The sequence below is a fragment of the Myxococcus virescens genome, assembly GCF_900101905.1.
GTDB classification, from domain to species: Bacteria; Myxococcota; Myxococcia; order Myxococcales; family Myxococcaceae; genus Myxococcus; species Myxococcus virescens.
In genome coordinates this window covers 259281-277191 of sequence record NZ_FNAJ01000005.1, presented here as the reverse complement: position 1 = coordinate 277191, position 17911 = coordinate 259281, and the positions used below count along the sequence as shown (strand labels likewise).

15 protein-coding genes are annotated in these 17911 nt (G+C 69.7%); 12 read left to right on the top strand and 3 right to left on the bottom strand.

The features are described from left to right. The first annotated feature begins 374 nt into the window (after positions 1–374). Both BLU09_RS17210 and BLU09_RS17205 read left to right on the top strand, forming a co-directional pair. Positions 375–1664 (top strand): sensor histidine kinase, encoded by a 1290-nt coding sequence (locus BLU09_RS17210; protein ID WP_090490627.1) that lies wholly within the window; start codon positions 375–377, stop codon positions 1662–1664. A 3-nt stretch (positions 1665–1667) separates the two neighbouring features. Beyond that, positions 1668–3020, top strand: coding sequence for a sigma-54-dependent transcriptional regulator (locus BLU09_RS17205; RefSeq protein ID WP_090490626.1), 1353 nt, complete (start codon positions 1668–1670; stop codon positions 3018–3020). Positions 3021–3081: 61 nt separating this feature from the next. Here BLU09_RS17205 and BLU09_RS17200 read toward each other — a convergent pair whose 3' ends face one another. After that, a complete protein-coding gene (locus BLU09_RS17200) occupies positions 3082–3675 on the bottom strand; it encodes a hypothetical protein (RefSeq protein WP_090490625.1) in 594 nt (197 codons plus the stop codon). Positions 3676–3708: 33 nt separating this feature from the next. On the opposite strand from BLU09_RS17200, the gene BLU09_RS17195 reads away from it, so the two are divergent. Both BLU09_RS17195 and BLU09_RS17190 read left to right on the top strand, forming a co-directional pair. After that, positions 3709–4245 (top strand): tetratricopeptide repeat protein, encoded by a 537-nt coding sequence (locus BLU09_RS17195; protein WP_090490624.1) that lies wholly within the window; start codon positions 3709–3711, stop codon positions 4243–4245. A 77-nt stretch (positions 4246–4322) separates the two neighbouring features. Next, positions 4323–5123: a 4'-phosphopantetheinyl transferase family protein gene (locus tag BLU09_RS17190; RefSeq protein WP_090490623.1), complete on the top strand. Its 801-nt coding sequence runs from the start codon at positions 4323–4325 to the stop codon at positions 5121–5123. A gap of 80 nt (positions 5124–5203) precedes the next feature. On the opposite strand, the gene BLU09_RS17185 is transcribed toward BLU09_RS17190, so the two are convergent. Continuing rightward, positions 5204–7609: an endonuclease MutS2 gene (locus BLU09_RS17185; RefSeq protein ID WP_090490622.1), complete on the bottom strand. Its 2406-nt coding sequence runs from the start codon at positions 7607–7609 to the stop codon at positions 5204–5206. 75 nt (positions 7610–7684) lie between these two features. Between BLU09_RS17185 and BLU09_RS17180 the strand changes: the two genes are divergently transcribed. The 8 genes from BLU09_RS17180 to BLU09_RS17145 all read left to right on the top strand — a co-directional run bounded on the left by BLU09_RS17180 (position 7685) and on the right by BLU09_RS17145 (position 14443). Next, the gene (locus tag BLU09_RS17180) at positions 7685–8413 is read left to right on the top strand and encodes a tetratricopeptide repeat protein (RefSeq protein ID WP_090490621.1); all 729 of its coding nucleotides are present in this window, start codon (positions 7685–7687) and stop codon (positions 8411–8413) included. A 68-nt stretch (positions 8414–8481) separates the two neighbouring features. Continuing rightward, complete coding sequence (locus tag BLU09_RS17175) at positions 8482–9798, top strand: adenylate/guanylate cyclase domain-containing protein (protein ID WP_186817643.1); 1317 nt, start codon at positions 8482–8484, stop codon at positions 9796–9798. After that, positions 9798–11018, top strand: coding sequence for an exo-beta-N-acetylmuramidase NamZ family protein (locus tag BLU09_RS17170; protein WP_090490619.1), 1221 nt, complete (start codon positions 9798–9800; stop codon positions 11016–11018). The genes BLU09_RS17175 and BLU09_RS17170 overlap by 1 nt, the downstream gene beginning before the upstream one ends. Before the next feature lie 3 nt (positions 11019–11021). Beyond that, entirely contained in the window at positions 11022–11693 is a 672-nt protein-coding gene (locus tag BLU09_RS17165; protein ID WP_090490618.1) for a hypothetical protein, read from the top strand. Between the two features lies 1 nt (position 11694). Further along, a complete protein-coding gene (gene nadD, locus BLU09_RS17160; RefSeq protein ID WP_011554188.1) occupies positions 11695–12267 on the top strand; it encodes a nicotinate (nicotinamide) nucleotide adenylyltransferase in 573 nt (190 codons plus the stop codon). A 171-nt stretch (positions 12268–12438) separates the two neighbouring features. Then, positions 12439–12915, top strand: coding sequence for a hypothetical protein (locus tag BLU09_RS17155; RefSeq protein ID WP_090490617.1), 477 nt, complete (start codon positions 12439–12441; stop codon positions 12913–12915). A gap of 14 nt (positions 12916–12929) precedes the next feature. Then, complete coding sequence (locus tag BLU09_RS17150; RefSeq protein ID WP_244171795.1) at positions 12930–13685, top strand: hypothetical protein; 756 nt, start codon at positions 12930–12932, stop codon at positions 13683–13685. Next, positions 13682–14443 (top strand): hypothetical protein, encoded by a 762-nt coding sequence (locus tag BLU09_RS17145; protein ID WP_244171794.1) that lies wholly within the window; start codon positions 13682–13684, stop codon positions 14441–14443. Before BLU09_RS17150 ends, BLU09_RS17145 begins: the two co-directional genes overlap by 4 nt. Before the next feature lie 62 nt (positions 14444–14505). Here BLU09_RS17145 and BLU09_RS17140 read toward each other — a convergent pair whose 3' ends face one another. Further along, the gene (locus BLU09_RS17140; protein ID WP_373283982.1) at positions 14506–17901 is read right to left on the bottom strand and encodes a hypothetical protein; all 3396 of its coding nucleotides are present in this window, start codon (positions 17899–17901) and stop codon (positions 14506–14508) included. Positions 17902–17911 lie beyond the last annotated feature (10 nt).

Genomic DNA, 17911 nt, shown 5'->3' with positions numbered 1-17911 from the left:
GGCCTGCGGGAACCGCAGTGCGAGTGCGGATTCCGCATGCGATGCCGGCCATCTTCGCATGTCCGCCTTGGGGCCTCCCTGGGGCCCACGCGCGCGAGCCTGAACAGCGGGCCTGGGCCCCGTGATTGCACTGGGCAGGGCGACCTGTGGGCGCGCCGAGGTTTCGCGCCTGCTCCTTCGCCCTGCCAGCGGCCACGTGGCCGCCCTCCACCCTCAGGAGAACGCCCCATGCACCCTCTCATGCTCGGACGACCGACGGCTCCCGAGGCGCGCGGCACCGACAGAAGAGAGTGCGGATTCCGCACTCCGCATGCAGAGTTCGCAGCCTGTGGAGGTGTGCGATGGAGTTGGAGTCCCCACGGCGGAGGTCGGCGATGAGCGGCGCTCCCTGGTGGCGGCCGCTTGGGCCTCGAGCGCCCTGGGTTGCGGCGGTGCTCATGTGCGCGGTGCTGATGTCCGCGGCGCTGTTCATCCGGAACACCGCGCTGGAGTCGTCCGCCCTGGTCACCCGGGGCATGGCCAACGTCATCATGGTCGCCGGCTTCGAGGCCTTCCGCGACACGGAGGGGCTCCCGGACCCGTCCGCGCTGAACGCCTTCCTGGCATCCCACCGGGAGGGCGGCTTGCGCTACGTGGCCGTCATGGATGACGACCAGGTGCTGGCGTCAGCCGGGGAGGAGATGCTGGGGCGGCTTCTCTTTCATGAGGGCTCGCCGCTGGTGGTCGAAGGGGCGCGCGCGCGCCTGGTCAGCCGCCTCCGCCGGCCCCGTCCCGCCTTCGGTCCCCTGACACAGGAGGAGGTCCGCGCCATGGCGGCGCAGGGCGATTCCCAGGAGCCGCGCAAGCACCTGCGCATGGTCTACGAGTTCGAGCCGCTCACCGCCCTGGCGTTGGAGTCGCGCTCGCAGCGTCTGCTGGGCGTGGCGGTGGCCTCGTGCGTGGGCATCCTGGCGTTGGCCTTCGCCTTCTCGCGCTCGTTGGCGCAGCGGGAGGCGCTGTCGGAGGAACTGGAGCGAGGCCGGCGGCTGGCGGCCCTGGGCACCATGTCCGCAGTGCTGGCGCATGAGCTTCGCAACCCCCTGGCCTCGCTCAAGGGGCATGCGCAACTGCTCGCCGAGCGCGTGGAGCGTGACGCCGCCCTGGCGCCCAAGGCGGACCGGGTGGTGTCGGAGGCCGTCCGGCTGGAGCAGTTGATGAACGACCTGCTGGGCTTCGTGGCCAGCGGAGAGCTTCGCCGCGTGGAGGCGGACCCCAACGACGTGCTCCGCGCGGCGGTGGAGAGCACGGGCGCGGCGCGTGTGGAGGCTCGCTACCTGCCGGACCGCACGCCGTTGCCTTTGGACGCGGGCCGGTTGCAGCAGGCGCTGGAGAATGTGCTGCGCAACGCTGTCCAGGCCAGCCCCGAAGGCCAGCGCGTGGAGGCGACCGTGGAGCGGCAGGACTCGTCTCTGGTGTTCACGGTCAAGGACCACGGGCCCGGCATCGCGGCGGGGGAGGAGGAGCGCATCTTCGAGCCCTTCATCACGGGCCGCGTGCGCGGCGTGGGCCTGGGGCTGGCCATCACCCGCCGCATCGTCGAACTGCACGGCGGCACGGTGAGCGCGCGGAGCCATGCGGGCGGCGGCGCGGAGTTCCGTCTCACCGTTCCCGCGAGAGGAGCCTGAGCGATGGCGCGAATCCTGGTGGCGGATGACGAAGAGGGCGTGCGCTCGTTCCTCGCCGAGGCGCTGGAGTACGAAGGTCACTCGGTGACCATGGCCGCCGACGGCGAAGAGGCCGCGCGGCTGATGGCTCGGCAGGGCGTGGACCTGTTGCTCACGGACCTGCGGATGCCCGGGATGGACGGGCTGACCTTGCTGCGCAAGGTGCGCGAGGAGCAGCCCGACGTGGAGGTGGTGGTGCTCACCGCCGTGGGTACGGTGGAGAGCGCCGTGGCGGCGATGAAGGCGGGTGCCTTCGACTTCCTGCTCAAGCCGGTGGGCAGCCCCGCCGAGCTGCGCCTAACGGTGGCGCGGGCCCTGGAGCGGCGCGCGCTGCTCAACTGGAAGACCGAGGCGCGGCAGTCAGCGGGCGAGGTGGAGCTGAGCTGGGGGGCTCCCGCCATGCACCCGGTGGTGGAGGCATTGCGAAAGGTGTCGCCCACGCAGGCCACGGTGCTGCTCGTGGGGGAGAGCGGGACCGGCAAGGAGGTGACCGCGCGGGCCCTGCACCAGTGGAGTGAGCGCGCGGACGGGCCCTTCGTGGCCGTCAACTGCGCGGCGCTGACGGAGACGCTCCTGGAGAGCGAGCTCTTCGGCCACGAGAAGGGCGCGTTCACCGGCGCGGTGGCCCAGCGGCGCGGCCGCATCGAGCTGGCGCAGGGAGGCACCTTCTTCCTGGACGAGGTCGGCGAGCTGAAGGCCGAGCTCCAGGCCAAGCTGCTGCGCGTCCTCCAGGAGCGCCGCTTCGAACGCGTGGGCGGTACGCGGACCCTGGAAGCCGACGTGCGTTGGGTGGCGGCCACGAACCGCGACCTCAAGGCGATGATGGCGCGCGGTGAGTTTCGCGAGGACCTCTACCACCGGCTGGCCGTGTTCCCCATCCGGCTGCCGTCCCTGCGTGAGCGGCGCGAGGATCTGCGGCCGCTGTCGGAGCTGCTGCTGCGCCGCATCGGCGACGAGCTGGGTCGTCCGGGCTTGCGTCTGTCACCGGAGGCCGTGGCGCGGCTGGAGGCGTTCACCTGGCCGGGTAACGTCCGCGAGCTGCGCAATGCGCTCGAGCGGGCCGCCATCCTCGCGGATGGGCCGGTGGTGGAGCCTCGGCACCTGTGGCTGGACCCAACGGGCGCGGCGGGGCCCGTGGTGGATGCGCCCGTCTCGGAAGGGGGCCGGCTTCCCAGCCTGACGCTGGAGGAGCTGGAGCGACGGGCCATCGAGCAGGCCATCGCGGACGAGGCGGGGAATCGCAAGCGTGCCGCGCAGCGGCTGGGGATTGGCTTGCGGACGCTGTACGACAAGCTGCGGCGCTACGAGTCGCCCTGAGTGCATCGAGCGGCGCGGAGAAGCGACTCCGCGCCGCGTGCCCCGGCAACCTACGCGGGGGTCACGGAGGGCCGTTGCCCTGCCGCTTCGAGTTCAGCTCCACCGCGGTGGCGTAGATCTGCGCCCAGGAGCGGTACTTGAAGCGGTTCAGCGCGCCCTTCTGGTCGTTCGCGTAGTCGAACATGTCCTTGCGGAAGAGGGCGTCGGCGGCCTTGCGCGCATCGGGGCCGAGCGGCGTGCCCTTCTTGTCGAAGTAGCGCAGCAGGTCGTAGCCGTAGTCGTGCGTCTTGGCCGCGGGGTCGAACTCCTTGTCCGGGCCAATTTTCAGCGGGACGGAGGCGTAGCCCAGCGGGTCCTGCATCCGCTGACCGTGCGGCGTCTGGATGGCGTAGGGCTTGTAGCCCATGACCTTCTCGAAGTCCGCCGGGGGAGGGCGGGCGCCGGTCAGGTACTCCATCATCAGCTTGCCGTGGTCGCCCGCGGGCGCCGCCCCCACCTTCGCCGTGCGCTGGAGCGCCGTCGTCGTGTTGCTGAACGAGTCCTTCTGGTGGATGGCCGCGGGGACCGCGGCGGCGTTGGGCTTCTCCGCGGCGGGCGACTCCGAGGGGGAGTTCGCCGGGCGGCGGGCCGAGACGGGGGCGTTGCGAACGAGCATGATGAGGTCCGGGGGGGAAAGCTTCCTCTCAGTTTGTCGCAGTTTGTAGACTTGAAGTTGCGTGGAAATGACCGACGCACCGCGTGGTGCCAGGAGAACTCAGTGGGAACGGACCTTTATCGCGACGGAATGGCCCGGTTGGACGCAGGGGATGTGGCCGAAGCCCGCCGTCTGCTGGAAGAGGCGCTGCGCAAGTCCCCCGGCGACGTAGCGGTGATGCACGGATTGTCTCGCGTGTTGGATCAGGCGGGTGAGCGCGCACGCTCCGTGGAACTGCTGGAGCACGCCCATGCCCGGGCGCCGTCAGAGCCGGGCCCGGCGCACGACCTGGCCATGGCGCTGCTGGAGCGGGAAGAGGACGTACGGGCGGTACAGGTCCTCACGCCTGTGTTGGAGGCCCACCCCGAGGACACGCGGGCGCACCTCTTCATGGCCATGGCCCTGGCGAAGTCGGACGCCGCGCGTGCTCGCATTCACACCGCGAAGGCCCTGATGGACTCCGATCCCGACGTGAAGCTGCAGGCCCAGGCCCTGGACGACGTGCTCGCGGAGCACCAGCGCCTGTCCTGAGCCGCGACACTCGCGGCGCGAGCCAGGGGCTCGGCTGTGATTGAGGTCCCGGGCGGGTTGACACAGAATCCAGCGCCATGACCGGCTCTGACCATCACGACCCGCTCGGACTGGAGTCCTCCGCGACGGTGTCGCTCGGCATGGTGCGCCACGGTGTGCCGGTGCCGGCGGTGCTCGCTTGTGTCCATCAGGAGTCCGCTGCGGCCATCAACGATGCGCAGCTGGCACTGCTCCATCCGAACGAGCGGGCACGGCTGGACGGCTTTCGCGCGGACTCGCGGCGGCTCGGGTTCTTCTTGGGGCGCTACGCCGCCAAACGCGCCCTCGGCGGGCTCGGCATCCAGGTGCCGATGCACGCGGTCGAAATCGCGCCCGGCGTCTTCGAACACCCCGTGGTCAAGGGCGCGGGAGGGGATTCACCCGTGGTCTCCCTCAGCCATGCGCGCTCGGTGGCGGCAGCGGTTGCGTGTGGGCCGGAGCACATCGTTGGCGTCGACGTCGAGCAGCTCTCTCCCGAACGGACGGACGTCTTCGAATCCGTGATGCCGCAGCGCGAGCTGGCCATGGTCCGTCACGCGCCCGGCGGCGGCGAATTGGCGGCGAACGTCATCTGGACCATGAAGGAAGCGCTCTCCAAGGCCCTGCGCTGCGGGCTCACCGCTCCGTTCGAGGTCCTGGAGGTCGACGCCTTCGAGGGGCATGTCGCGGGAGGCTACGGCTGCCTCTTCCGCAACTTCGCCCAGTACCGCGCCCGTGCCTGGGTGCTCGGCGGATACGTGCTCGCGGTGGTGTCTCCCAAGCACTCGCTGCTCCATGTCGCGCCGGCGGATCTGGAGCGCATCCGCCAGGTGTTTGGCCGCGACGTCTCTCGAAGCTAGGCCGCCAGCTCCGTCGCCGCGCCTGACATGCGCTGGCGACAGCGCAGCTCCAGTGCTTCAAGTCCGTATCGCGGGTGCGGTCAGGCGCGCAGGGCGACCACGGTCACCCCGTCGCCGCCTTCGTGGCCTTCACCCGGCCGGTACATGCGGATGTACGGAGACGCGGCCAGGTAGTCACGGATGGCCTGCTTGAGCGCCCCCGTGCCATGGCCGTGGATGACGAGCGCGGCGTCTTCTCCGCTGCGCATGCCGCGGTCCAGGAACGACTCCAGCTCCGCCAGCGCGTCGTCCGCGCGCATGCCGCGCACGTCGCAGCGGAAATGGGTGGCCTCCACCTCGGAGGGGGCCGCGGAGGCCGCGCGCTTGAGCGCCGCATCCTGCTTCTGCCGCTCCGGGAACTTCGCCTGCTGCGGCTTGCGCGTGCGCGCGCCCGACAGCTCCGTGATGGGCACGCGCATCTTCAGCGCGCCACCCGCGGACACCACCGCGTGATTGTCCGCCAGCTCCAGGATTTCCACATCGCGGTTCAGCCCCGAGTGGTGCACCCAGGCGCCCACCTTCAGGTTGGCCGGGCCAGGTGCCTCCACCTGGAACAGCTCCGCCTTGGCGGCCTGGGCGCGCTTCAGCGCCTCGTCCGCGCGCTGCTGGAGTTGCTGCCGGGCCTCGGCGAGGGCCTTCTCGTTCTGCTCGGCTCGAAGCTTCGTCAGCAGCTTCTGTACTTCCGCCGCCGCGTGCTCGCTGGCCGCGTGTACGTCGTCGTTGAACTGCATCATCCGGGCGCGGCGCTCGCGCTCGAAGGACTGCTTCTGCTTCTCCAAGTCGGCCCGGAGCGCCTCGGCCTCCTGGGCCGCCACGCGGGCGCGTTCCAGCTCCTCGTGGAGCTTGCGCCGTTCCTCCTCGGCCGCCGCCAGCGCCTTGGTGAGCGGACCGCCGGCGCTGACGGACAGCTCCCGGGCGCGCTCGCACACGTTCTGGGGCAGGCCCACGCGTGCCGCCATCTCGATGGCCGACGACTGGCCCGCGGCGCCAATCTGGAGCCGGTAGGTGGGGGCCATGCGCTTCGAGTCGAAGCCCACGCGCGCGTTGAGGAAGCGCGGGTCCATGTGCGCCAGCGCCTTCAGCTCCTCCAGGTGCGTGGTGACGAGCACCACCACGCCCTTGGACATCAGCTCCTCCAGCACGGCGATGGCGATGGCCGCGCCCTCGCGTGGGTCGGTGTCCGCGGCGATTTCGTCGATGAGGACCAGTGAGCCCTCACCCACGGCGCCGATGATGTCGCGCAGCATCACCACGTGCGCGCTGAACGTGGACAGGCCCTGCTCCAGGTCCTGCGCGTCACCCACGGTGGAGTGGACGGAGCGGTACAGCGGCATCCGAGAGCCTTCGGCCACCGGAATCGGCAGGCCGGCGCGGAGCATCAGCGCGCAGAGGCCCACGCCCGTCAGCGTCACCGTCTTGCCGCCCGCGTTGGGGCCGGAGACGACCAGGGCCTTCGCATCGCCCGTGAGCGTCACGTCGTTGGCCACCACCTCGGCGCCCTTGAGCACCAGGCGCGGGTGGCGCAGCTGCCGAAGCTGCATGTCCGTGACGTTCTCGAAGGCCGGCGTGCTGGCGCCCAGGTCCGCGGAGAGGATGGCCACGGATTCGGCCTCGTCCAGCTCCGCCACGGCGTCCAGACCCTCCAGGATGCGCTCCGACTCCCGGCCGAGCTGGTCGCTCAGGGCCTGGAGCACCTTGCGCTCCTCTTCGGCCACCTCCGACTGGGCGATGGCGAGGTCGTTGCCCAGGCCCACCATGGCCTGGGGCTCCATGAAGAGCGTCTGGCCCGTCTGGCTGGCGTTGTGGACGATGCCGTCCACTTCCGAGCGGTAGTTGGCCACCACCGGCACCACGTAACGCCCGTTGCGGAGCGTGTAGTAGTTCTCCCGCAGCTTGGGGAGGAAGGTCTCGTCGTGGAGCAGCTCGTCGAGCCGCGACTTGATGCGGCGATGGAGCCCACGTGCCCGGTCCCGGGCTTCGCGCAGCTCCGGGCTGGCGCGGTCGGAAATCTCACCGTCCGGTTCGAAACACTGGTCGATGCGGCGGGCCAGCGGCTCCAGTGAGGGCAGCCGGCGGGCAATCTCCACCAGCCGGGGGACGCGGGCCCGGCGTTCGTCCAGTGCCTCGCGGGTACGGACGAAGGCGAACAGGAGCTGCGCCGAGTCGATGAGCTGGCGGGGCTCCAGCATGCCGCCCTTGGCCGCATGGCCGATGGGCGTACGCAGGTCCGTCACGCCACCCAAGGGGAGGGAGAACTGCTCCTGGGACAACGAGCGGGTCTCGGCGACGAGCGCGAGGGCCTCCGCCACGGCCTCGGGGGTGTCCAGGAAGGGCCGGGCGAGCACTCGCTCTCTGCCGGGCTCCGTCCTGCAGCGTTGCGCCAACGCGCGGAGCACATCCGCGAAGCCCAGGTCTTCCAGCGTTCTTTGCGATATCTGCACGGTCATGGGTTTCATGCGCGGCCGTTCGGCCGTCAAGAGGATCTATTGAGGCGCCCGGGTCGGCTCTGCTATCAGCCGCACATGAGGTGGGTCATCCTGGTGGCTTTGCTGGCGGGCGCGACTGACGCAGCGGAGCCTTCTGCTCTGACATCGGCCTCGTCACGGACGGTGGTGTCGCTCCCGGAGGCCCTGGCCCTGGAAGCGGATGGGAATGATGTGGCCGCCCTGGCCGCGCTGGAGGCCCTGGTCCGGGCTCAACCCGCGTGGGAGCTGCCCCGGTTGGAGATGGCCCGACTCCTGCTGAAGACGGGAGGCGCGCTGGAGCAGGCGGAGTCCCACCTGAACGCCGCGCTCCAGCAGGCTCCCCATAATCCCCGCGCCTGGTACCTGCGGGGATTGTTGTGGGAGGAGCGGGATGATCGCCGGCAGGCCGTCCAGGCGTACGAGCAGGCCGTGCAGCTGCGCGCCTCCTACGAGGAGGCCCGCTTCCGGCTCGGGACGCTCTGGCTGGACATGGGGGACCTGCTCAAGGCGGAGTTGCACCTGCGTTACCTGGCGCGGCTGAAGCCGGAGTGGGTGCAGGTGCGCCTCCAACTGGCGGAGGTGCTGGAGAAGCAGGAGCGCCTGCTGGACGCGGAGAAGGAGCTGCTGGCGGCGCGGGGCTTCCAGCCGGCCAGTCCGCTGGTCCTCCGGCGGCTCGCCGACTTCTACGCGCGCACGGGGCGGCCCCAGCTCGCGGAGCGGGTCCGCGCGGCGCTGGAAGCCCCTCCGAAGCGGCGTATGCGTGACCTCAAACCATCACGTCGCTGACAGCGAGCAGTCATTCGGTACGCAGTTGCGATTGCACCATCGACGGTGGCGCATACACTGCGCGGGCTTTGAAGACCGCCAACCTCGCCATCGTCTTCACCGACATCAAGGGCTTCACCGAGCGGACCAGCCGGCAGACGCTGGAGGAGAACCAGCGCCTGCTCCAGGTCCACGAGGCCCTGCTGGCGCCGCTGTTCAAGGCGTTTGGCGGGCGCATCGTCAAGTCCATCGGTGACGCGTACCTCGTCACCTTCGAATCGCCCACCCAGGCGGTGCTCAGCGGCATCGCCATCCAGGATCGGCTGTGGCACCACAACCGGACGGTGGAGGTGTCGGAGCAGATTCACGTCCGCGTGGCCATCAACGTGGGCGAGGTGCGGCTGGACGGGAACGACATCTTCGGCGAGCCCGTCAACATCGCCGCCCGGGTGGAGGGCATCGCCGAGGCGGGCGAGGTGTACTTCACCGAGGCCGTCTACCTGGCGATGAACAAGGCCGAGGTGCCTTCCAAGGAAGTGGGCGCCTACGAGCTGAAGGGCATCCCGGGGAAGATTCGCGTCTTCCACGTGCCCCGGGCGCCGTACCGCGTGGAGGCTCCCGCGGCCAGCGTCATCGCCGAGACGCCGGGCTCCGAAACGATGCCGCCCTTCGGGAACCTGGCCCTGTCCCGCGTGGCGGAGGCTTCGTCACCGGGGGCGCAGGTGGACCTGTCCGTGCTGGGGCAGCGGGCCGCGGCGGGCGCAGCGGTCATCAGCCAACGCGCGGCCGCGGGTGCCACGGTGCTGGGCCAGCAGGCCGCGGAGCTCGGGCGGCAGGCGCGCACGGTGGGCGGTTCGCTCTTTTCGCGCGGCATGGCGACGCTTCCGCCGCAGGTCCAGAAGCACCGGATGCTGGTGGGCGTGGGCGCGGCCGTCGTGCTCGCGGGCGTCGCGATGCTGACGTTCAGTGGCGACGAGACGGTGCGCGCCATCAAGGCGGTGGAGCGGGCGCCGGAGGAGGAGCGGACCGCGCTGGCCAAGGACGCCCGGACCCTCATCATGAAGGAGGAGGACTCCGGGCGGCGCAACTTCCTGCTGGGCCGTCTGACGGAAGCGACGGGCAAGCCCGATGACGCGCTGAAGGTCTACGCCACGGCCGTGAAGGCCGGCAGCCGCGCCGCGGAGGACCGCCTCATCGAGATGCTGTCGCATGCGCGATGCGACGTGCGCTCGGATGCGGCGTCCACGGTAGGCCGGCTCCAGCTGAAGCGGGCGGTGAGCGCGCTGGAGGACCTGAAGTCCGACGGTGGGCCCGATGACGGGGTGCGGACGGGCCTGTTCGGCATTTCCAAGTGCGACTCGAAGGCGGCCGCGGACAGTGCGCTCAAGGGCTTCAAGGAGCGTTGATGTGCCGGCCCTCGGGGCTGGCTGAGGAAGGGAACGCCGTGACGAAGGTGAAGACGGGACTGGACGTGTGGGTGGAGCAGGGCTTCTCCGCGTTGAAGGGCAAGCGCGTGGGCGCCATCGTGAATCCCACCAGCGTGGATGCTCGCTTCCGCCATCTGGCGGACCTGCTGTCGGGCGCGGACGGCGTCACGCTGGCTGCGCTCTTCGGCCCGGAGCACGGCATCCGGGGTGAGGCGCAGTACATGGTCGCCGTGGACGAGGCGAAGGACCGCCGCACCGGCGTGCCGGTGTACAGCCTTTACGGCTCCACCTTCGAATCGCTGTCGCCCCGGCAGGAGTCACTCCAGGGGCTGGACGCGCTCGTCTTCGACATCCAGGACGTGGGCAGCCGTTACTACACCTACGTCTACACCATGGCGCTGGCCATGAAGGCCGCGGCGAAGGCCCGCGTGCCCTTCTACGTGCTGGACCGGCCGAACCCGCTCAACGGCGTGGCGATGGAAGGCAACCTGGTGGGGGAGGGCTTCCGCTCCTTCGTGGGCCTGTACGCGCTGCCCAACCGCCACGGCATGACGGCGGGGGAGCTGGCCCGCCTCTTCAACGCCCAGGAGGGCTTCGGCTGCGAGCTGACGGTGGTGCCGTGCGAAGGCTGGCGCCGCGGCCAGTTCTGGTCGGAGACGGGGCTACCCTTCATCTCGCCGTCGCCCAACATGCCCACCGCCGACACCGCGCTGGTGTACCCGGGCATGTGTCTGGGCGAAGGCACCAACGTCTCGGAGGGCCGTGGCACCTGCCGCCCCTTCGAGCAGTTCGGGGCGCCGTGGGTGGACACGGACCAGTTGCTGGCGCGGCTGGCGAAGGAGGAACTGCCCGGGGTCGCCTTCCGGGCCGTGGGCTTCACGCCGACGTTCGACAAGTACACGGGGCAGTCCTGCAACGGCGCCTTCATCCACGTGACGGACCGGGAGGCCTTCCAGCCCCTGCGCACCGGCGTCGCCATCTTCCAGGCGCTGCATGACATTGGCCCGGGCTCGTTCGATTGGCGCGCGGATGCCTACGAGTTCGTCGAGGATGTGCCGGCCTTCGACCTGCTCTGCGGGACGGACCAGGTGCGCCGAGGCATCGAGGCGGGGTGGCCGCTGGAGCGGTTGCTGGAGGGGTTCTCCGCTCAGACGGAAACGTTCGCACGTCACAGGACGTCCTACCTGCTATACGCTTGAGGCGTGATCGGCGTCTTCTCCGACAGCCATGGGGACCTCGAAGCCTTCGACGCGGCCTACGAGCTGCTGCGCTCCAAGGGGGCGCGGCGTTTTCTCTTCGCGGGCGCGCGCTACACGGACCTGGATGAATGGGTGCTGTGGCGGCGGCAGAAGAGCCGGGGCGGGCGTGAGTACTCGGACGCGGACTTCCTGGCGGACGTGACGAACTGGCTGGGCAGCCAGGATGCGCTGCCTCGCACGCCGTCGCGCGCGGAGGCTCCGGCGGACGTGGCGTCGGAGGACGACCGCCGGCTCGTCATGGAGCGCTTCATCCGCGTGCCCGAGCGCGAATCGCTCCAGTACAGAGATCCCTCCATCAGCAACAAGGTCATGGACCTGATGGGGGACACGCTGTGCTGCGTGGTGCACGACAAGAACGATTTGACGCGGGATGACCTGCTCAACGCGCAGCTCTTCGTCCACGGCAAGGAGCCGGAGCCCAAGGTGGTGCAGATTGGCCCGCGCTACTTCCTGACGCCGGGGCGACTGGTGGGCGCCGCCGAGCAGACGTGTGCGCTCCTGGAGAAGGTGGACCGGAACCTGCGCTTCTCCGCGTTCCGCCTGGATGGGCACTCGATAGTGGAGCCCCAGGTCATCGTCCTGGAGAAGAAGTCCCCGAAGTTGTCCCTCAAGTGATGTGAGGCCCGCCGTGCAGGTCGCGCTCCTCGGAGGCTCGTTCAACCCGCCCCACGTGGGGCACCTCATGGCCGCCACGTACGTCCATGCCACCCAGGACGTGGACGAGGTGTGGCTGATGCCGTCCTGGCAGCACCCGTTCGGCAAGCAGATGGAGCCCTTCGAGCATCGCGTCGCCATGTGCGATGCGCTGTGCGCGGAGACATCGGGCTGGCTGAAGACGAGCCGGATCGAACAGGAGCCGGGACTCTCCGGCCGCACGGTGGACACGCTGACCCTGCTGGTGGCGCGGCATCCGGACATCCGCTGGTCGATCATCATCGGCAGCGACATCCTGCGCGACCTTCCGCATTGGAAGGACTTCCACCGCATCGAGGAGCTGTCGCGGGTGATGGTGCTCAACCGCGCGGGGTACCCGGCGCCGAACACATTGGGGCCGCCGCTGGCGGAGGTGTCGTCGACGCTGATTCGCGACCTGCTCGCGCGCGGCGAGGCGCCGTCGGACCTGGTGCCCGCGCGCGCCATTGCCTATGCGCGCGAGCACGGCCTCTACGGCCTGAAGCGGACGCCGTAGCGCCGCCGTCCGTCGGACTCGACCTTCGCCATGCTGCCCCGCCGTTCAGGTGGCGCGCCCGACAGCGCCCTTCCTCGGCACTTCCGCGGCTTCTATTCCATTGATGCACTTGCGTAAAAACCAGGGCAGTTTGAAACTCGTGATGGTTGTTCTTTCCTGGGGAAACATCACATGAATTCAAAGCTCGTGTTCGCCGCCGTGGCCCTGCTGTCGACGTCTGTCTTCGCCGAGGAGGATCTCAAGCCCGCGCAGGAGGAGGCGAAGGCGTCGTTCGAGGAGAAGATCTCCGAGGCTTTGGCTGCCGCGAACGAGAAGTGTGGCACCAAGCTCACCGTCAAGACCGACTTCCAGAACTTCAAGCCGGAGGCCTGGGCGAACTCGAGCTATGGCTCCTACTGTGAGGCGGCCATCAATGGGGTCACCACCATGTGCGAGCGCCCGGCCTACAAGAAGGCGATTGCGAAGAAGGTGACCGGCGTGTCGTGCCTGTTCGGTGGCGTCAAGCCGCCCGAGAAGAAGGACGGCACCAACGACGCGACGCTGCGGAATCTCTCGCTCGACAAGGGCACGCTGACGTACCGCATGAGCGTGGACCACACGAACATCGAGGACAACACCAAGGCGACCCTCGAGAAGGCGCTGAACTGAGCATGGTGCGGAGGATGGCGATGGTGCTCCTGCTGCTGTGGGCCCAGGGGGCCGTGGCGGCGGAGTCACTGGAGTCGTTGGGCCTCAAGGTCTATCGGGGCACTGACGGGCAGTCCATCGAGGTCGTGACGCTGGCGCCGCAGGAGGCGTCGGAGGTGGTGCTGCGGCTTCAGGGCACCGACTCCGAGCAGGATGGCCTCTCGGTGCGCGGCAAGGCCCGGGACACGGGGCGGGGTGTCGATTACGTCGTCCGTCATCGCGGCGCGGACTGGGTGCTGCTGTCCCAGCGCGCTGGTGATTACGAGGCCTTCGTTCCCGGGAAGCCATCCTTCCACGTCAAGTTCAGCCAGGAGGCGACGGGCAAGGCGTCTGCCTCTGAGGTGCTGTCCGCGCACCTGCTGCAACGGGAGTCCGGGAGGATCGCGGCCTTCGAGAAGAAGGCCTGGCCCCACCTGGAGAAGAAGTACACCGCGCGCGCCGCCGAGGCCATGGCGGCGCTGCGCAAGGCGTGTGGCACGTCACCGACCTTCACGTTCGACTGGAAGACCTTCGACGATGCGGTGATGGCGGAGCTGGACGTCTGGGCGGCGTGTGCGCCGCTCGCGACGCGGGCGCGGGCTCGCTGTGCCGCCGTGAAGGATGTCACGGTCCTCACCTGTCGCTTCGGGCCTGCGCTCGCGTTCGAGCGAGGGGCCGACGCGCTCATCTTCACCACCACTCAAGGGGGCGCGGCCGAGGGGCCTGGGTTCCTGGACGGGAGGCTCAAGTGAAGCGTCGACTGCCCATGGCGCTGGCGTATCTCCTGGCGGCGCCGGTGCTGGCTCGCCCGGCGGCGACGCTCGAAGACCTCCGTGCGCTGGCCGTGCAGAAGTCCTGGGCGGAGCTGCTGGAGCGCGCGGAGGACGTTCCTCCCGCCTCGCGCACCGACACATGGCGCGCGCTCGTGACGGAAGCGGCGACGGCCGAAGTCGAATCGGCGATGGCTCCGGATGACAAGGACCCGTTCGCCACCGCCCGGAAGGCGCGCGCGCTGGGGCAGCGGTATTCCTTCCTCGCCAAGGCGCCCGGCTTCTCCTCGGCGCGCGATGCGCGAGGATTGAAGGACCTGGAGCGCTGCCTCGCGCTCGAGCGGAGTGGCTGCATCGACACGTACCGGGAGCTGACGGGGGACGCGAGCGCTGAGACGACGCTCCAGGCCGCGCGGCTCGTGAAGCGGGGCCACTTCGCCTACGTCGCGATGCCACTCTTCGCCTCGGCGGTGCGGGGTGGGAAGGAGGCTGGCGCCTGCAAGGACGACGCGCTCGCGGAGGCGGTGCTGGCCGCACTGGACCTGCCCGCGACGGATTCCCGCGCGGGTGATGCGAGGAAGGTGGCGTTCGAATGGTGCTGGTCGGCGCTCGGCGCGAGGCTCAAGAGCGCGACGGTGGGCGCCTCGTCCTACTTCCTGGCCAACACCTGCCAGCCCATGCGGGCGCGGAAGGCGCTGACGGAATTGCAGGACGACCTCTGCAAGGACGAGGGGCTGTAAGCGACACGCGAGTGCTCCACCCAGGTTCGTGATTCGCGACCAGGTTGCGGGGCAAGCCCGGGTCAGAGCCCGAGGCCGATGAGGTGCAGGTGGTCCAGGCCCTGCTCGAAGCGGTAGGCGTATTGGTAATAGAGGGACACCGGAACCGCCTGCCCGAAGGTGAGGTGCAGTGACGCCGAGGCCCCCACGGCCGCGTGGTTGGCGCGGTTGTCGGTGCGGGCCAGCGAGCCGAAGGCCTCGACGCCGACGTCGCGCACGAAGAGGGACGGGAAGAGCCACAGCGTGGAGGCCCAGCCGTAGTCGATGGGGACCCGGTACTGGTACGTCGCGGAGCCGATGAGCGCGTCGCGCGCGCGAATCTCCAGGTCCTCGTAGCCGCGCAGGTACTCGCTGAAGGCGATGCCCGGCTGCAACTGCAGGGGCAGCGGGCTGGTCTGCTGGCTCTCGCGGTTGGTGTACCAGATTTGCCCCGCTCTCAGGCCGCCGACCTGGAGCAGCCCGGACGGCGCGCCGGGGAGGAAGCGCCCCACCGCGGTGAGGCGGAGGTTGTCGCGCCCCGTGAAGGGCAGGCCCCCCGTGAAGGCGTCGAGTCCCAGGCGCACGTCGCCCATGGTGGAGTCCCGGAGGAATGCGCCGGGGTACACACCCGCGGCCGCCGTCATGCCCAGGCCGCGCTGGGTGCTGCCGTAGGACGTGGCGTCACCCGCGAAGTACGACACGGAGACCTCCGGGCCGACGATGCGCGTCAGCATGCGCGGGTCGCGGTCCGTGGCGTCGTACTCGCGGCGCAGCGCCAGCACGCCGAAGGTCACTGGCGTGGTCCAGAAGGAGCGCGAGGCGAAGGCCGTGGCCTGGAGGTCCGTGCGCTGATTCTGGCGGATGTACGCGCCCGACACCTGGATGTACCAGGGCGCGAGCTGCGCGTTGCCGTAGGCCAGCGAGAGGCTGGGGGCGTCTTCTCGCGTGTCGAAGGAGAGCAGCAGCGAGTACGCATGGAAGCCGAGCCGGTCCTGTCCCGCCAGGGCCAGCCCGCCCATCGTGTACGTGTCGTCCGTGTTGTCGGGGTCGGTTCCCGCGAGCAGGTAGGGCACGCGGAGCTCGGGGATGAAGAAGCGCTCCAGCGGCGAGTAGGGCTCGTCCGAGAGAATCTGGAGCTCCGTGCCCGGGTCTGGCGGGGCTTCGACAGGAGCGTCGAGCCCCGTGAGCGCCGTGGGCGCGTCTTCGGCCGCGGGAGATGGGGACGGCGGCGCGGTGTCCTCGGGGGCAGGCTGCTCCGACTGAGGGGCAGGCGGTGGAGGTACAGCGCCCTCGGCGGTACGGGTGGGCGGCCCCTCGGAGGGCGGCGCTCCGTGGTCCGACGCGGCCTCTGGCGGTGGTGACGCCTCATCGCTGGTGGACGGCTGTCCAGATAGCGGGGCTCCTTGGCCCGGCGCGGTCTCTGAGAGTGAGGGCGGTTGCGCCGCATCGGGCTGGACCGGAGCGCCGGGCATGGGGAACGCAGCGAACTCGGACTCGGAAGGTGCGGCCGTGGGCGCCTGTTCCGACTCCGATGCCGGAGTCTCCGTGCGCACTTCAGGGAGCCGGGGTGCTCCGGGTTCGGTCTCGAGAGATGGAGCTGAAGGGTGGGGGGCCTGCGCCAGCACCGCGTGCCCTGCCACCCCCACTTGCGCCGTGCCAGTGTCGGCCTCCACCGGCGCAATGGGCACCAGTGGGGCGCGGTCGATGGTGAAGTTCAGACCGTCCCGGTTGAGGAACACCACTTCCTCGGTTCCCACGGGATGAACGTCCATCACCAGGTGCGGCGCGTCCGTGATGCGAACCACTTCCCGCGTCGCCACCGTGAGGACGTGGGCCTGCAGCCGTCCCTCGTGCTCCCGGAGGAACACGAGGCGTTCATCATCCAGCCACCTGGGCGAGTAGTTGAAGCGGCCGTCGTGCGTCAGCCACCGAAGGCCTCCATCCGCTTCCCGCAGGACCAGGTCCCAACCCGCCTCCCCTGAGAGGGGGAAGACGACCCGCTCGCCATCCGGAGCGACCGCGGGCGGCCCCACGGAGGTGCTGGCGCCGAAGTCGGTGAGGGCCTTCCGGGTGTCCGTCTCCAAATCCAGCCGCACCACGTTGGCCGAATCCCCATCGACGCGGACGTAGACGTAGGCCGTCCCATCCGGCGTGATGCTGCCACCCATCCCCATCACGTCATCCCAGAGCCGCACCACGTTCCCCGTGCGCGCATCCACCTTCCACAGTCTCGCCGTGTAGCCCCCTTCCGTGTTCAGGTCGGCCATCACCAGGTACAGCCACGCGCCATCGCGGCTGAACGACATGCCGCTGACCAGCGTCGGGGAGCCCAGCACCCAGCGGCGCCCGGGCAGCAGCTCCACCAGCGGCCGTTCGAAGCGCACGCGGCCATCCGGCTCCAGCACCGTCAACCGCGTGTAGCGCTCCCGGCCCACGCCCACCGTCGCGGTGACTCCACTGGCCGCGTGCGAGGCCAGCCGGGAGAAGTAGCCCGCGTCGGACACCCACGTTCGCTGCGCCGAGGGCCGCTCGCGCACCTGAAGGTCCTCGCGCAGCGACTGCGTGTACTCCGCGAACAGCGAGCCGATGTCCCGCCCGTACACGCGCTTGAAGCGCAGCGTCACCGCCAGCGGAGGCACGAAGGAGCCGCCCTGCTCATCCACCAGCTTCCACAGCTTCGCCTCCCCGTAGCGCTTCGCGAGGTACTCCACGAAGTGCATGCCGGTGATGTAGTTGCCGCCGAACGGGTCCAGCGCGCGCTGCTCGGGGGACAGGTAGCCGGGGTTCAGCCGTCCTCCGGTGGCCTGCACCACGGAGTCGTACCAGCCGCGCCAGATGGGGCTGTGGGGCCGGCCCGCGTCCTTTTCGAACTGCCCTTCGTAGTAGGTGGCCAGTCCCTCCAGGAACCACGACTCCGTATAGGAGTTGGGCTGGAACAAGCCTCCGGTGACGAGGTTGAGGAAACCCCAGACCCCGTCCGTCTGCTGGAGCTGCACGTAGTGGACGGCCTCGTGGCAGGCCACGTCGCCGACGTCCACCTCGCCCAGGTTGAACAGGTGGAACAGCTCCAGCGTCAGGTGGGAAGGCATCACCATCTGCTGCGGCGTGCTGGCGTAGTCGGGGACGACGTAGGCGTTGTTGAAGTTGGAGCTCGTTAGGTAGACGAGCACCCGGTCCCGCTTCTTCTTCCGCCACGTCTGTTCGTGGAGGCGGGCCACGCAGCCCTCCAGCCGCGACGCCATGCGCAGGGCCGCGCCCCGGAGCTGGGCGGGGTAGTAGAGCTCCAGGGACTCCGTGGTGAGCTTGCGCATCTCGTCCCGAGCGAACGAGGCCTGGATGTTCTGGGGGAAACGGGGTGTGACGAAGGCACACCCGCCGTTTGTCAGCAGGAAACAGGTGGCGAGGACAGCCCAGCGAAGCCACCAGCGGGAAGCGGGCATGCAGGCCATC

Excerpts from the sequence above, each read along its gene's own strand:
- BLU09_RS17210 (WP_090490627.1), top strand. The coding sequence starts at position 375 with ATGAGCGGCGCTCCCTGGTGGCGGCCGCTTGGGCCTCGAGCGCCCTGG.
- BLU09_RS17205 (WP_090490626.1), top strand. The coding sequence starts at position 1,668 with ATGGCGCGAATCCTGGTGGCGGATGACGAAGAGGGCGTGCGCTCGTTC.
- BLU09_RS17200 (WP_090490625.1), bottom strand. The coding sequence starts at position 3,675 with ATGCTCGTTCGCAACGCCCCCGTCTCGGCCCGCCGCCCGGCGAACTCC.
- BLU09_RS17190 (WP_090490623.1), top strand. The coding sequence starts at position 4,323 with ATGACCGGCTCTGACCATCACGACCCGCTCGGACTGGAGTCCTCCGCG.
- BLU09_RS17185 (WP_090490622.1), bottom strand. The coding sequence starts at position 7,609 with ATGACCGTGCAGATATCGCAAAGAACGCTGGAAGACCTGGGCTTCGCG.
- BLU09_RS17180 (WP_090490621.1), top strand. The coding sequence starts at position 7,685 with ATGAGGTGGGTCATCCTGGTGGCTTTGCTGGCGGGCGCGACTGACGCA.
- BLU09_RS17170 (WP_090490619.1), top strand. The coding sequence starts at position 9,798 with ATGTGCCGGCCCTCGGGGCTGGCTGAGGAAGGGAACGCCGTGACGAAG.
- BLU09_RS17155 (WP_090490617.1), top strand. The coding sequence starts at position 12,439 with ATGAATTCAAAGCTCGTGTTCGCCGCCGTGGCCCTGCTGTCGACGTCT.
- BLU09_RS17150 (WP_244171795.1), top strand. The coding sequence starts at position 12,930 with ATGGCGATGGTGCTCCTGCTGCTGTGGGCCCAGGGGGCCGTGGCGGCG.
- BLU09_RS17140 (WP_373283982.1), bottom strand. The coding sequence starts at position 17,901 with ATGCCCGCTTCCCGCTGGTGGCTTCGCTGGGCTGTCCTCGCCACCTGT.